Below are 15,446 nucleotides of genomic sequence, written 5' to 3'. Positions count from 1 at the left end.
CCTCTATATTGTATCATATTTTTTCAAATTTTTTCTTATTTTTCTATTTAATTTTCAATTTGGTTTATGAATCTAAGTATTCTCTAATGGTTGACGTTATATCACTATAATCGTAGCCTTTTCTGGCTAGTGCCTGAGTCAAGCGTTGTTTGAGGTCATAGCCTTCATATTTTTTACTGTATTTACGGTATTGTTTTTCTAACTCTTTTAGAATGAGCTCATTGGTTGTTTCTTCATCTGTTTCGAGCTCGAGATTTTGGAATGCTATCTTTGCTTGGTTGTAAGCAAAGCCTTTTGAAATGAGGGCTTGGATGATTTTCGTTTCAATGGCTTTTAACGGGTATTTTCCTTGGTATTTTTTTAGGAGTTTTATTGCGGTACGGTCGATCACTTCTGAAAAATCATAGTCTGCAAGAATTTCTTGAAGGATAGATTTTGGGATCCCTTTTTGTTGAATTTTTTGTTGTAATAAGATAGGACCCTTATCGCCACTGAGAAGGTTGGCTTCTATCAGGTTTCTTGCATATTGACGATCATCTAACCACTTGTCTTCTTTTAGGTGTTGGACCACTTTATCAATAATGCCACTTTCAATCTCATACTTTGTCAGGTAGTCTCTGACTTCTTTTGTTGTCCGAGCTTTAAAAGAAAGATGGTAAAGGGCCAGGTTTTTACCATAGGAGTATTGAGCAAACTCTTGGATTTCTTTTAGTTCCTCTTCACTGATTTCTTTCTCTTTGGAAAGGAAATATTTGACGATGGTGTCTTCTGTAATATAAAGTTTTTGATCACTGTCTAATTCTAGGAGGTAGAGTCTTTTTTTCTTTTCTAGTTTTGTAATTTTCATGTTTTTATTATACCGAAAAATGTGTTAAGATAGGGATATGAACGTTAAAGTAAAACAAAAAATTCCTTTGAAAATTAAACGAATGGGAATTAATGGAGAAGGGATTGGCTTTTATAAAAAAACACTTGTCTTTGTACCAGGTGCTTTGAAGGGAGAAGATATCTTCTGCCAAATTACAAGTGTCAAGAAAAATTTTGCGGAAGCCAAACTCCTATCTGTGAATAAGGCGTCTAAGTTTCGTGTGACGCCCATGTGTGATATCTATGAGACCTGTGGTGGTTGCCAAATCATGCATTTGAAGTATGAGAAGCAGCTGGAGTTTAAGACAGATTTATTGCAACAGGCCTTGAAGAAGTTCTCACCTGAAGGCTTTGAACAGTATGATATTCGGCCGACAATTGGAATGCAGGAGCCGCTTTACTATCGGGCAAAATTGCAATTTCAAACAAGGAAATTCAAAGGCCAGGTGAAGGCAGGACTCTATGCTCAAAATTCACATTATTTGGTGGAATTAAAAGATTGTTTGGTTCAAGATCCGGTTATTCAAGCTATCGCCAACGATCTAGCGGATTTATTGACCTATTATCAGATTCCAATTGCTGATGAGCGTAAAGAACTGGGTGTCAGAACCATGATGGTTCGACGGGCTCGGAAGTCTGGGCAGGTTCAGATCATTGTGGTCACCAGTCGTCAGATTAACGTAAAGAATTTGGTGGAAGACTTGGTCACGAAACACCCTGAGATTGTCACAGTTGCTGTTAATAAAAATACGTCTCGTTCCAGTGAGATCTATGGGGAACAAACGCAGATTATTTGGGGAGAAGAGGCCATTTTGGAAGGTGTTTTGGATTATGAATTCTCCCTATCTCCTCGAGCCTTTTACCAGTTGAATCCGGAACAAACTGAAGTATTGTATAGTGAGGCTGTCAAGGCTCTAGATGTTTCTCCAGAGGATCACCTGATTGATGCCTATTGTGGGGTTGGAACGATTGGGTTTGCTTTTGCGAATAGAGTAAAAAGTGTGCGGGGGATGGATATCATTCCTGAAGCGATTGAAGATGCTAAATACAATGCCAAACGGATGGGATTTGAGAATACCCACTATGAGGCTGGGACAGCAGAAGAGATCATTCCTCGCTGGTACCAGGAAGGCTATCGGGCTAATGCTGTGATCGTGGATCCACCTCGTACGGGCTTGGGGACAAAATTAATCGAGACCTTGTTGCACTATGCACCTGAAAAGATGGTCTATGTCTCTTGTAATGTCTCTACTTTGGCACGGGATCTAGTAGCTTTGACGAAGGTTTATCAGGTTGAATATATTCAATCAGTGGACATGTTTCCCCATACTGCAAGGACGGAAGCAGTTGTGAAGTTAGTGAAGAAGTGAAAGTAGAAGAATGGATATTTGGGAAAAACTTTATCTTGAGGCGAAAGCTCTCTATGCGCCTCAAGAGGTTTCAGATTTTGTCTATGCTCGACATGTGGTTGCTGCTGTTGAGGCTGCAGATGGTCAGATTTTTACGGGCTTTTGTATGGAAGGAACCTGCGGTGTCTTTCATTTATGTGCCGAACGAGCGGCCCTTTTCAACATGTATCAACAATCAGGACAGACCAAGGTCAAGCGCATTATTGCTTTTCGAGACAAGCCTCCTTATGGAGAAGGTTCTGGGATGCCTTGTGGGGCCTGTCGTGAATTTCTCCTTGAGCTAAATGCAGAGAATCGTCATCTAGAATTTATGGTGGATTATGAGAGTCGCAAGACCATTACTTTAGGTGAATTGATGCCTCTTTGGTGGGGCGAAGAACGGGCTCGTCAGAGAGAGAATAAAGGGAAGAAGTAGAGGAAATAAATAAATGGACAATGTTATTGATATATCGATTCCAGTTGCTCAAGTTATTGATCAACATCCGGAGGTATTGGATTTGTTGGTGGAGTTGGGCTTTAAACCCTTAGCCAATCCGATCATGCGCAATACGGTTGGGCGCAAGGTTTCCTTGAAACAAGGATCAAAATTAGAGGGTACTCCCATGGAAAAGATTGTGCGAACATTAGAGGCCAATGGCTATGAAGTAGTGGGGTTAGGCTAATGAGCGATGAACGAATTCACGTCTTAAGAGATATCTTATTAGACCTGCATCATGGAGCATCTCCTGAGTCGGTCCAAGAACGATTTGATGCGACCTTTGCGGGGGTTTCTGCGATTGAGATCTCTCTCATGGAGCATGAACTGATGAATTCAGATTCAGGTGTTACTTTTGAAGATGTTATGGAGCTTTGTGATGTCCATGCCAATCTCTTTAAGAATGCGGTTCAAGGGGTCGAAGTGGCAGATACTGACCATCCAGGTCATCCGGTTCAGATCTTTAAACAGGAGAACCTAGCCCTTCGAGCCGCTATGATGCGGGTTCGTCGCTTGCTGGATAATTATGAGACGACAGAGGATCCTGAGATGATCCAGGAGATTCACAAAGGCCTCTTGCGTCAGCTTGGCTTGGTGGGTCAATTTGATCGGCATTACCGCCGTAAGGAAGAGCTGATGTTTCCGATTATGGAAAAATACGGCCATGATTCACCTCCGAAAGTGATGTGGGGGGTGGATGACCAGATTCGGGAACTCTTTGCGAAAGTTTTGGATGCGGCCAAGAAATTACTGGATTCTAGTATTTCTGAAGTCAAGGAAGGCTTTGAAGCATTTGCACAAGAGTTTGAGGGCATGATCTTCAAGGAAGAGTCGATCCTCTTGATGATTTTGCTGGAGGCCTTTAGCCAGGATGATTGGCTCTCCATTGCAGAAGAAAGTGATGCTTATGGTTATGCCATTATTCTCCCAAGTGAAAAGTGGGTACCAAAACGCGTGGACTTCAAGGAAGAAGGAGCAACAGAGACAGAAGATTTAGGTGAAGTCCTTCCTTCTTCAAATGGAAGCGAGCATCGTCAGGTCATTGAGACTCCTGATGGGCAGTTGACCATTACCTTCACGCCTAAGAAAAAAGAAGAGAGTTTCGATCGCCAGCAGCCACAAGCTTTTGGAAATGGCTTTCTATCTGTGGAGCAAGCGAATTTGATCTTGAACCAGTTACCGATGGAGATCACCTTTGTCAATAAGGATGATGTTTTCCAATATTACAACGATGCTGCGCCTTTTGAGGAAATGATTTTTAAGAGGACGCCGTCGCAGGTAGGACGCAATGTTGAGCTGTGTCACCCGCCAAAATACTTGGAAAAGGTCAAAGCGATCATGCAGGGGCTTCGAGAAGGGAAAAAAGACAAGTACGAAATGTGGTTCAAATCAGAATCACGTGGGAAATTTGTCCATGTCACCTATGCGGCAGTGCGTGATGAAGCTGGAGACTTTCAAGGTGTCTTGGAATATGTTCAGGACATTCAACCTTATCGGGAGATCGATACGGATTTTTATAGAGGAATGGAGTAAAGATGAGTTACGAAACAGAGTTTATGAAGGAGTTTGAGGAGTGGATCAAGACCCAGGTCATGATCAATGAAATGGCTCTAGAAGAAAGTAAGAAGGTTTTTGATGAAGACCAGGATGAACGAGCTAAAATCGCAATGATTCGCTATGAAAGCCGTTTGGATGCTTATCAGTTCTTGCAAGGGAAGTTTGAAAATTTCCATGCTGGAAAAGGATTTCATGATTTACCAGATGACCTCTTTGGTAAAAGAAAATATTAAAATGGTCTTATTGAAGGCGTTTTACTGGCTAGATTTATCTGAAAATTGAGCAATGACTTGATTTTTTAAGGGATTGTGATACAATAAAAAAGTTGAAATGACATCAACGGATTATTGAATGGAATGATAGTGATGAAACCTTGTTGCCTTAGGAATTGATCACTGAATTTAGGAGGAAAAATGGCAAAGAAGAACGTAAACCGTGCGAAACAATACAAACATCAAAATAGACATCTTTTGAAAAAAGCTGTCGCAACTGTAACTGCAGCTGTGAAAGAAGCACCTAAAAAGGTTGAGAAAGCTACAAAAGCAGTGGCGAAAGAAGTGAAACAAGCGGCTTCTTCAGTGGAAGAATTTGCTGCAAGTTTGGAAGGTGTGGCACTTGATCGTGCGCAAACATTCTATGATGAAGGTATTCGCTCTGTTGCGGACTTCGCAAACTGGACAGAAAAAGAGTTGTTGGCCCTTAAAGGAATCGGCCCAGCTACAATCAAGAAATTGAAAGAACTAGGCGTTAAATTTAAATAATCGCTTTTATGATTTCTTGCTATTTCCAGGAAAACTTGCTAAAATGAACCTATTAGAGGTGTTTTGAATCCCACATTTTACAGAAAGTGGCGGTGCTGAGAAGTCCACAAATGTGTCAAAACTGGTAGCTAATGGATGAAAATGAAATAAACAAAGTTGCGGGCGCTGCCCGAAATTGGGTGGTACCGCGGATAAACACATTCGTCCCTGTCATGTAGATGGCAGGGGCGATTTTTCTTTTCCACCCCTAGCCAAAGGAGCTTGTCATGAAACAATCTTTTAAAACAAGTAAGCTCTATTATGGTTTTCCTATCTTCATCTTGGGGTATCAGGACCAGAACTTTGGGTACAATATCACGACCTGCAGTTCCTCTTATAGCCTGGGAGATTGGCTGGTCATCGGGGTTGGTGCTGAGGAAAATGCGGCTGACCAGATTAAGCATTATCAACAGTTCACTGTGAACATCCCTGACGAAAATCTCATGCTCCAGATGGAGCAGGCTGGCTTTATCAGCCATCGGGAGAAATTGAAACACCTGGGGCTAGACTATGAGATTTCTGAACGGACTCAGGCTCCTATTTTGGGGGCTTGTCCAGTCGTTTTGGATTGCCAGGTAGATCGGATTATCGAGGAAGACGGCATCTGCCATATCTTTGCCAAGATTCTCGAACGACTGGCTGATCCAGAGCTCTTAGATGACAAGGGGCATTTTAAAAATGACCGTTTTGCGCCGACTTACTTTATGGGGGACGGCCATCAGCGCGTTTACCGTTATCTAGATGACCGAGTTGATCCCATGGGGAGCTTTATCAAGAAAGCGAGGAAGAAGAATGACAAGAGCTGAACTGCCAGAACGAATCGAAACGGAGCGTCTGGTCTTACGAGTCCGAACAGTAGCTGATGCAGAGGACATCCATGCTTATGCTAGTCTTCCAGAAGTTTCTTACCCAGCAGGTTTTCCACCCGTCAAGACCTTGGAAGATGAGATTTATTATCTAGAGCATATCCTTCCCGAGCGCAATCAAAAAGAAAATCTTCCAGCTGGTTACGGCATTGTGATCAAAGGAACCGATAAAATCATTGGCTCTGTTGACTTCAACCATCGCCACGAAGACGATGTGCTGGAGATTGGCTATACCTTGCACCCAGACTATTGGGGCCGGGGTTATGTACCCGAAGCAGCGCGTACCTTGATTGACCTGGCTTTTAAAGAATTTAACCTTCACAAGATAGAATTGTCTTGCTTTGGTTACAACTTTCAAAGTCAACGTGTCGCTGAGAAGCTTGGTTTCACCCTTGAAGCACGCATAAGAGACCGCAAAGATGCCCAAGGCAATCGCTGTGATGATTTGAGGTACGGCTTGCTGAAGAGTGAGTGGGAAGCTATAAGTTGCTAGTTGAACTGTTCGAGAATTTCGAACAGTTGGATTTATTGAAGAATTTCGAAAGAGAGGTAAAAAATTGGAAACAAGTCAGATTATTACCCTGATCAGTGGAGCTGGTATAGGGGCTATCTTGAGCGCAATCTTAGTATTTGCGAACAATAGTAAGAGAAATCAGCTTGATTATATTACTAAGGAAAGATCAGAATGGAGAAAGAGTATAAAGCTGATAATTGTTGACTTACTTGATGGAAAAAATAGAAAATCTGCAGTTAGTAGACTTAAGTCACAAATCAATCCATATGGATTTGATACGAATGTCAAATATAATAATGAGTATTACATGAAAGATGGACATATTTGGGATTTATTAAGTGATTTTGATTATTCAGAAGAAAAGTCACAAAAGCTCAGCCAATACCTAGAACTGCTTCTGAAATATGATTGGGAACGTTCAAAAAATGAGGTGGGATTTAGTCAGACTTTTCTATGGAATCTCTTAAGATGGGGACTAATATTCTTAAATACAATTATGTTATTTTGGACAAACACTGGAAATAGTCTACTGAACAAAATAATGTCTGTCTCGAAAGATGCTAAGAATATTATTTTTTATAAATTGATAACTTTCTGGTTCAGTACTGAAAATAGTATATTGAGACTATCTATTACGCTTTTTTTTATTACTTGTTTGTTTTCTCAAAATTATCTAATTAAACGCTTGCCCAAATCCAATTTATATTCACCTAAAAACGTTAGATTTTTAATAATGATTTTCATAATGGTGTTTTTATTTCCTTATTTATATTCACTTTTTTTATCAATTATTTTATTAGCTATTTTCAACTTATTTGAAATAAATTTAATAATAGGTATTTTCCCAATAATCATAATATTAATTACAGTTTCTTCTGAGTTGTTTTTCCTATATCAGATTTTCAATATAGACTTTAAGTATATATCTCAAATAAATAGGATAGAAAAAAGTAAGACAAGTTTAGAGTTAGAATATTACAAAATTTATAATAACAATTATAAAATGAAGCAAAAAATATTGAATATGAAATATTATATAACAAGAAAAGATGTCAATATACTTGAAAAAAAATATACAAGATTAAGAAAGAAAATAACTAAGAAACAAGATAAGGAGAACACACATGTCTAAAGAACTTTCACCTAAATACAATCCAGCCGAGGTTGAGGCTGGTCGTTACCAAAAATGGCTTGATGAAGATGTTTTCAAGCCTTCAGGCGATAAAAAGGCTAAGCCTTATTCAATCGTGATTCCACCACCAAACGTAACTGGTAAACTTCACCTTGGTCACGCTTGGGATACAACTTTGCAAGATATCATCATCCGTCAAAAACGGATGCAAGGTTTCGATACGCTTTGGCTTCCAGGGATGGACCATGCTGGGATTGCCACTCAAGCTAAAGTAGAAGCGCGTTTGGCTGAAGATGGCATCTCTCGTTATGACCTGGGTCGTGAAAAATTCCTTGAGAAAGTCTGGGAATGGAAAGACGAATATGCTACTACCATCAAGGAACAATGGGGCAAGATGGGGCTCTCTGTAGACTACTCTCGTGAGCGTTTCACTCTTGACGAAGGTTTGTCAAAAGCCGTTCGTAAGGTCTTTGTAGAGCTTTACAAGAAGGGCTGGATTTACCGTGGTGAATTTATCATCAACTGGGATCCAAAAGCTCGTACAGCCCTTTCTGATATCGAGGTTATTCACAAGGATGTGGAAGGTGCCTTCTACCACATGAATTACATGTTGGAAGACGGTTCACGTGCCCTTGAAGTAGCAACTACACGTCCTGAGACTATGTTTGGGGATACTGCTGTAGCGGTTAACCCAAATGATGACCGTTATAAAGATTTGATTGGTAAAAATGTTATCTTGCCAATCTTGAACAAGCCAATCCCAATCGTTGGGGACGAACACGCAGACCCTGAGTTTGGTACTGGTGTGGTGAAGATCACTCCTGCCCACGACCCTAATGACTTCTTGGTTGGTCAACGTCATAATCTTCCTCAAGTCAATGTTATGAACGATGATGGTACCATGAATGAATTGGCTGGTGAATTCAACGGTATGGACCGCTTTGAAGCACGTAAGGCTGTTGTTAAGAAATTGGAAGAAATCGGTGCCCTTGTCGAAATTGAAAAAATGACTCACTCAGTTGGTCACTCAGAGCGTACAGGTGTGCCCGTTGAGCCACGTTTGTCTACCCAATGGTTTGTGAAGATGGATCAATTGGCTAAGAATGCTATCGCAAACCAAGACACAGACGACAAGGTTGATTTCTACCCACCTCGTTTCAACGATACCTTCCTTCAATGGATGGAAAATGTCCATGACTGGGTAATCTCTCGTCAGCTCTGGTGGGGTCACCAAATCCCTGCTTGGTACAATGCTGAGGGTGAAATGTACGTTGGCGAAGAAGCACCAGAAGGTGACGGATGGAAACAAGACGAAGATGTCTTGGATACTTGGTTCAGTTCTGCCCTCTGGCCATTCTCAACTATGGGTTGGCCTGACGTGGAAGCAGAAGACTTCAAACGTTACTTCCCAACTTCAACCTTGGTAACAGGTTACGATATCATCTTCTTCTGGGTGTCTCGTATGATCTTCCAATCATTGGAATTCACAGGACGCCAACCATTTAAGAATGTCCTTATCCACGGCCTTATCCGTGACGAGCAAGGACGCAAGATGTCGAAATCTCTTGGTAACGGTATTGACCCAATGGATGTTATCGAGAAATATGGTGCCGATGCCCTCCGTTGGTTCCTTTCAAACGGTTCTGCACCAGGGCAAGACGTGCGCTTCTCTTACGAGAAAATGGATGCTTCATGGAACTTCATTAACAAGATTTGGAACATCTCGCGCTACATCCTCATGAACAATGAAGGGTTGACCTTGGATGCGGCACGTGAAAATGTAGCTAAAGTGGCTGCTGGTCAAGCAGGTAACGTGACAGACCGCTGGATTCTCCACAACCTCAATGAAACGATCGGTAAGGTCACTGAAAACTTTGATAAGTTTGAATTCGGTGTGGCTGGTCATATTCTCTACAACTTCATCTGGGACGAGTTTGCGGACTGGTATGTTGAGTTGACTAAGGAAGTGCTTTATAGCGATAACGAGGACGAAAAAGTCATCACACGTTCTGTTCTTCTTTACACCTTGGATCAAATCTTGCGTCTCCTTCACCCAATCATGCCATTCGTGACTGAGGAAATCTACGGTCAAATCTCTGAAGGAACAATCGTGACTGCTGAATACCCAGTGGTTCGTCCAGAGTTTGAAAACGAAGAAGCAGCAGCCGGAGTTGAAGCTCTTAAAGATGTGATTCGCTCCGTTCGTAACTCACGTGCAGAAGTGAACGTAGCGCCAAGCAAACCAATCACTATCTTGATTAAGACTAGCGACAGCAAGCTCGATGCCTTTTTCAATGATAATGTCAACTACATCAAACGCTTCACAAACCCAGAACACCTGGAAATTGCAGCAGATGTCGAAGTACCTGACTTGGTTATGTCAAGCATCATCACAGGTGCAGAAATCTACTTGCCACTAGCAGACCTTCTTAATGTTGAAGAAGAATTGGCTCGTCTTGAAAAAGAATTAGCCAAATGGCAAAAAGAACTGGATATGGTCGGTAAGAAGCTCTCTAACGAACGCTTCGTAGCCAATGCCAAACCAGAAGTCGTCCAAAAAGAACGCGACAAACAAGCCGACTACCAAGCTAAATATGATGCGACCGTAGCACGGATTGATGAGATGAAGAAGTTGGTTAAATAAGCACAGAAACACGGCGGTATGCCGTGTTTTTTTGGTATAATGAAATCAATATCTATTGGGTTGGGAGTGGGATATTGAGAGATAATCTTAAAAAATTAATAAATAGTGCAATAGTAAAATATACTTTTCCTATTATACTTACTGACGAACAAGGACAAGTAACTTCAATTAATAAGAGTAATTTAACAACTGCTGGAAAGGATGAATATTGTTTTAAAGGCAATGATAATGACATTTCAAAAATAATTTATAATGGGATTGTTGAATTCGCTGAGAATGAGTTTAAGATTGATTATGATAATTTGGATAGAGAACAAACAAAGGTGATCAAAACTAAATTAAAATATAATAAAAATGATTGCCCTCAAACAAAACTTCAATACGGATTTTATGGGGAAGTACTTTTAGATTTATTTTTAAGAAATTATTTTCATACTGATGTTCTAATTGCTAGAGGTTATTTTTATTCACCTCTTGAAAATTCTGAACCAAAAGGGTTTGATGCTTTTCATATTATTGACAACAAAGGTAGATTAGAACTCTGGTTTGGAGAAGCAAAATTTTATCAAAGTTTCACATCTGGAATTAACTCTGTACTTTCCAAGATAAATTATTCTATTTCAGATGACTATTTGAATAATCATATGTTTGCAATTATTAATGAGAAAGATAATATCTCTCATTCGCATCCAATTTTTGAAGGAATAATTAAAAGATGGGAGAATAATCCTGACCTCATTCTTATCGATGAATTACAAAATAATAATATTGAGTTAGTGTATCCTATTTTTATTGCATTTCAAAAACAGCAAACCTACAGTTACGAAAAATCAATTGCATCTTGTGTGGATAAAATTAATAGGGAGTTAGGAAAATATTCGTTAACTTTAACTGTTAAAATAAAGGTTAGTATATTTGTAATGCTCTTACCTGTTGATGACTCAAATAAATTAAAGGAAGAAGTGATTGAATGGATAGAAACGAAAGAACCGCTCATCTAATCAAAGAATTGAATTTATATAAGCGATACCCTGAAAGAAGAGGTGCCTTTGTCAAGGCAACTTGTGACTATTACGACGCTGTTAAAATAGACGAACTTACAAGTAATGATTTAAATTTCTTGCGTTATGTAGCAAATGAAGCTGGAGTTCCACAATATTATCAGTTACTTGAAAATAAATATCAAGCAGGTAAAACTATTAATAAAGAGAGCATGAATTTATTATCTATGAGTTCTTTTATTAATGAAGCGGCTTTAATTGTAAAAGATGAGATGCTACATAAATATCAAAAAGAAGTCACTGACTTGTTTGAAATTAATACTGAAAATAGATATATTCTTTCTGCGCCAACTTCTTTCGGTAAAACTTTTACAGTTTATACTATTATAAAAAAAATGGGTTACTCTAATATATTATTAGTATTTCCTACAATCAGTTTATTATCGGAAAATTTGTTGAAGCTACAAAATGATGAGTTCTTTTCTACATATAAAATTCATAGCTTAAGTGAAATAAAAAAAGAAGAGTTTGGAGAAAAGAATATATTCATCTATACTCCTGAGCGATACCTCTCATTTTTAGATAATAATAGTTTGAATTTTGATTTTACATTCGTAGATGAAATATATAAAATTGACAATGATTTTATTATCAATAATGAGACTCCAGAAGAAAATGAGCGAGATACTGCATATAGACTTGCCTTAGAATACGCTTGTCGAAATAGTCGGGATTTATTACTTGCCGGACCGTATATTCAATTTCAAAAACCAGAAACTAGAGTAAACTCATTTAATAATTTTACTTCAATAAATAGATTTAATAAATTGGAATACAATGATATTGAAATTGTTTCAAAAAATATAACCCATATTAAAAGAAATAAATTTGAAATTGGGAATAAAGTGCATAGATTAAAAGCTGGTACATCAACTATGCAAGATAAAGTTGCACAATCTATTATAAATTTAGATGAAAATACCCTGATTTATTGTGGAAGAAAGTATGATGTAGAACGATTCGCAGGTTTTTTGTTGAGAAATCCTGAATATAATTCACTTTTATTAAAAAAAGATGACAATGAATTGTATTCAATATTTTTAGAACACGTAGAAAAAAATTTTGGTTCAGATTGGATTCTGTTTAAAGCACTTGAAAAAAGAATTGGAATCCATCATTCAGGAATACCAAAATATATACAAAATGAAATGATTAATTTATTTAATAAAGGTGAACTACTATGTCTTTTTTCTACAACAACAATTACTGAAGGTGTTAATACGACTGCAAAAAATTTAATTATTACTTCTGTCAAAAAGGGAATAAAGTCATTGAAACAGTTTGATGCTAAAAATATTGCTGGGAGAGCAGGCAGATTTAATGTACATTATAGTGGTAATGTCATTGATTTAACTGAAGAATTTGAAGCTGTTATTGAATCGCAACAGGACGAAATTGAACATAAAAATTATGATAATAGCCGAAACAAAACGGATGTAGATTTAGAAGTGACACTTGATGAATTTTTGACAGATGATGATAAAAATTTCAAGGCTGAAATTAATATAGCTAAGGTAAAATCAGGATTACCAGATTTTATTTTTCAATCTTACAGAACAATAGGCCCTTTGGAGAAAATCTCAATCTATAATCGTATAAAAGAGATGTCGTTAGTCGAATTTCATAAAATTGATCAGTTGAAGCAGGTATTGAATTTGAGCAACGGCACAGAAATTCATTGGGAAGGTTTTCAAACAGTAGTTGATATTTGTCATAATTTTGTCTCTAATTCAGATTTAAAACATATAATGGAAACTAGGGTAGGAAAGAAACATTTTTCTTTAATTGTGATACAGTTATCAGAGTTTTTACAAAAAGGTTTTTTAGGGATAGTTGATTATTATGTCAAAGAACAGAATAAAAACAAAGATATGGCAATTAGAATAACTGCAAAATTAATCTACACAATATTTAAATATCATCTCGTAAAGTATTTAGGAGTGTTTGATTTGCTATATAGATTCCATTATTCAAAGGTCTACAAAAGAAACTTTGATGATGTTACTGGAATTAAAATTCTTCTGCAAAGGCTAGAGTATAATGCTCTGACTGATATTGGACGCAAATTGAGTGATTATGGAGTTCCTTTTGAATTAGTAAAATATTATGATGGAAGTGTAACTACTAAAAATTTTGATTTATATGAAAGTTATGTAGATAGAAGAATACAAAGATTACTTGGATAAAAGATAAGACTGGGCAAAAACTCAATTTCAGGAGAAAATGAAGTAAATCTTCCCACAATAAAACGCATAGTATCAAGGTTTTTCAATACCTGATATTATGCGTTTTGGATTTTAAAGACTTTTTTGCCCAGCCTTATCTCAGTAATTATATTTAGATAATCGTAAACAAAATATCAGTAGGACTAGTCCATTCTACTTTGATTCTTGTCCCAACGGTTACATTCATTTGATTGAACCAGTAGTTAAAGGCTCTCAAGTTACCTTTACCGGAAAGATTTTTAGCATAGGGATCTCCTGCTTGAGAATTCCCTGATGCCTTTACTACTCCATTGAAGCATCCATCTGTCGATTTAGCATTAAATATATTCTGCCCTAAAATATCTCTTCCTTGAGTATGTATAGAATTATATATTCCATACCGATGTGCATCTAAACTTGGAATCGGGATATAGCATTCTCCTTCAATCTGAGGTCGAGAATTGGTGTATCTGTACATCCCCCATCCAATATGAGTTTCTTTAAGTTCTACTATGAATTGATCTCCTTGTTTTGGCATTATGCACCTCCTTAAGTTTATATATTCATTATATCATTTATATTTGAGATGTGTTTATATTCCAGTATTTTTTTAAAAATGATATACTAGTTTAGTTAATCATATTTTTAGAAAGCAGGTTACTACATGACAAATTCTGTAAGTTCGAACCGACCTGAGAAGTACAACATTGCAGCCTTCTTCTCAGGTGTTGGGGGAATTGAGTTGGGATTTGAACAGACCAACGAGTTCAGAGTGGTGTATGCCAATGAATTTGATAAGTATGCGCGTCAGACTTATCGTTTAAATTATCCAAATACGCATTTGGATAGTCGTGATATTCATGCGGTGCAGCCGGAAGAAATTCCAGCTGAGCGTGTGGATGTGATTATGGGAGGATTTCCTTGTCAAGCTTTTAGTATTGCGGGCTACCGCAAGGGCTTCGATGATGATCGTGGCGATCTTTTCTTTGAGTTGCTTCGTATGATTGAAGGGCGTAAACCTCGCGCTATCTTCATCGAAAACGTCAAGAACATGGTCGGTCATGACCACGGGAATACCTTCAAGGTTATTCGTGAAGCCTTGACCGAGAACAACTACTTCATCAAGTGGAAGGTTCTCAACGGGAAAGACTATGGAAATATCCCACAAAACCGTGAGCGGATCTACATCGTTGGTTTTGATACCAAGGAAGCTTATGACTTGTTTGAGTTCCCAGAGGAAATCAAGCTGACAACGACCTTGGCTGATGTCATTGATTTTGGTGCCAAGCCAGATGAGGCTTACTATTATCGAGAAGGCAAGCAAAATTTCTACGCTGACCTCAAGGCCAATGTGACTAGTCAAGATACGGTCTACCAGTGGCGTCGTCAATATGTTCGGGAGAATAAAAATGGCGTTGTTCCAACCTTAACAGCCAATATGGGAACAGGTGGGCACAATGTCCCTCTGATTCTGACTGATACTGGGGAAATTCGTAAGTTAACACCAAAGGAAACCTTCAATGTACAAGGTTATCCAAAGACCTTTAAGTTGCCTGAGGGGGTTTCCAATGGTCAACTCTATAAACAAGCTGGAAATAGTGTGGTCGTCCCTGTGATTAAACGCATTGCAGAGCGGATTGCTTATGCTCTTAATGAGAGTAATGGACCGTCACAGCTTGACCGCTCCGGAAAATTCGCGATTATCTATACCAAGATGAATGGCCAGTTTGAAGGCAAGTCTTATGTGAAAGATTTTGTCTCCACTTATGAGGAGGCAGAGAAGAAGATTGCGTCCTATGAGGATGGTCTTGCTATTTTATCAGATGAAGATTATTTCAGATTTGTAAAAAAACGTGGCAATTTGGAGTTTTACAGCATTATTTAACGAATTATATAAGTAAGGGGACTAGTGAAAAT

General features: G+C 38.3%; 15 protein-coding genes. 13 read left to right on the top strand and 2 right to left on the bottom strand.

The window, feature by feature from the left end:
- Positions 1–64: 64 nt before the first annotated feature.
- Positions 65–847 carry a recombination regulator RecX gene (gene recX, locus SM123_RS08160; RefSeq protein ID WP_254728042.1) on the bottom strand — a complete coding sequence of 261 codons (783 nt, stop codon included), beginning with the start codon at positions 845–847 and terminating at the stop codon, positions 65–67.
- 37 nt (positions 848–884) lie between these two features.
- Between recX and rlmD the strand changes: the two genes are divergently transcribed.
- The 12 genes from rlmD (at position 885) to SM123_RS08100 (ending at position 13,511) form a co-directional block, all read left to right on the top strand.
- On the top strand, positions 885–2,237 hold the full coding sequence (gene rlmD / locus SM123_RS08155) for a 23S rRNA (uracil(1939)-C(5))-methyltransferase RlmD (RefSeq protein ID WP_320909410.1): 1,353 nt from the start codon (positions 885–887) through the stop codon (positions 2,235–2,237).
- A 10-nt stretch (positions 2,238–2,247) separates the two neighbouring features.
- Positions 2,248–2,691 carry a cytidine deaminase family protein gene (locus SM123_RS08150; RefSeq protein ID WP_070673735.1) on the top strand — a complete coding sequence of 148 codons (444 nt, stop codon included), beginning with the start codon at positions 2,248–2,250 and terminating at the stop codon, positions 2,689–2,691.
- 13 nt (positions 2,692–2,704) lie between these two features.
- On the top strand, positions 2,705–2,938 hold the full coding sequence (locus SM123_RS08145) for a DUF1858 domain-containing protein (protein ID WP_320909409.1): 234 nt from the start codon (positions 2,705–2,707) through the stop codon (positions 2,936–2,938).
- Positions 2,938–4,284: a DUF438 domain-containing protein gene (locus SM123_RS08140; RefSeq protein WP_320909408.1), complete on the top strand. Its 1,347-nt coding sequence runs from the start codon at positions 2,938–2,940 to the stop codon at positions 4,282–4,284. Before SM123_RS08145 ends, SM123_RS08140 begins: the two co-directional genes overlap by 1 nt.
- 2 nt (positions 4,285–4,286) lie before the next feature.
- Positions 4,287–4,541 (top strand): DUF1912 family protein, encoded by a 255-nt coding sequence (locus SM123_RS08135; protein WP_195623312.1) that lies wholly within the window; start codon positions 4,287–4,289, stop codon positions 4,539–4,541.
- 180 nt (positions 4,542–4,721) lie between these two features.
- The gene (locus tag SM123_RS08130) at positions 4,722–5,069 is read left to right on the top strand and encodes a helix-hairpin-helix domain-containing protein (RefSeq protein ID WP_003011968.1); all 348 of its coding nucleotides are present in this window, start codon (positions 4,722–4,724) and stop codon (positions 5,067–5,069) included.
- 266 nt (positions 5,070–5,335) lie between these two features.
- The gene (locus SM123_RS08125; RefSeq protein ID WP_320909407.1) at positions 5,336–5,914 is read left to right on the top strand and encodes a flavin reductase family protein; all 579 of its coding nucleotides are present in this window, start codon (positions 5,336–5,338) and stop codon (positions 5,912–5,914) included.
- The gene (locus SM123_RS08120) at positions 5,901–6,467 is read left to right on the top strand and encodes a GNAT family N-acetyltransferase (protein WP_320909406.1); all 567 of its coding nucleotides are present in this window, start codon (positions 5,901–5,903) and stop codon (positions 6,465–6,467) included. Before SM123_RS08125 ends, SM123_RS08120 begins: the two co-directional genes overlap by 14 nt.
- 64 nt (positions 6,468–6,531) lie before the next feature.
- Complete coding sequence (locus SM123_RS08115) at positions 6,532–7,620, top strand: hypothetical protein (protein ID WP_320909405.1); 1,089 nt, start codon at positions 6,532–6,534, stop codon at positions 7,618–7,620.
- Positions 7,613–10,264, top strand: coding sequence for a valine--tRNA ligase (locus SM123_RS08110; protein ID WP_320909404.1), 2,652 nt, complete (start codon positions 7,613–7,615; stop codon positions 10,262–10,264). The genes SM123_RS08115 and SM123_RS08110 overlap by 8 nt, the downstream gene beginning before the upstream one ends.
- Positions 10,265–10,338: 74 nt before the next feature.
- On the top strand, positions 10,339–11,265 hold the full coding sequence (locus tag SM123_RS08105; protein WP_070589677.1) for a HamA C-terminal domain-containing protein: 927 nt from the start codon (positions 10,339–10,341) through the stop codon (positions 11,263–11,265).
- Positions 11,235–13,511: a helicase-related protein gene (locus tag SM123_RS08100; protein ID WP_070589675.1), complete on the top strand. Its 2,277-nt coding sequence runs from the start codon at positions 11,235–11,237 to the stop codon at positions 13,509–13,511. Before SM123_RS08105 ends, SM123_RS08100 begins: the two co-directional genes overlap by 31 nt.
- 151 nt (positions 13,512–13,662) lie before the next feature.
- On the opposite strand, the gene SM123_RS08095 is transcribed toward SM123_RS08100, so the two are convergent.
- Positions 13,663–14,067, bottom strand: a complete 405-nt coding sequence (locus tag SM123_RS08095; protein WP_070589673.1) for a hypothetical protein — start codon at positions 14,065–14,067, stop codon at positions 13,663–13,665.
- 126 nt (positions 14,068–14,193) lie between these two features.
- Between SM123_RS08095 and dcm the strand changes: the two genes are divergently transcribed.
- Positions 14,194–15,414, top strand: coding sequence for a DNA cytosine methyltransferase (dcm, locus tag SM123_RS08090; RefSeq protein ID WP_320909403.1), 1,221 nt, complete (start codon positions 14,194–14,196; stop codon positions 15,412–15,414).
- Positions 15,415–15,446 lie beyond the last annotated feature (32 nt).

Source organism: Streptococcus sp. S5, assembly GCF_034134805.1.
Classification (GTDB): domain Bacteria; phylum Bacillota; class Bacilli; order Lactobacillales; family Streptococcaceae; genus Streptococcus; species Streptococcus lingualis.
Note: the sequence above shows the minus strand (reverse complement) of the source record. Positions and strands in the feature narration are given on the sequence as shown.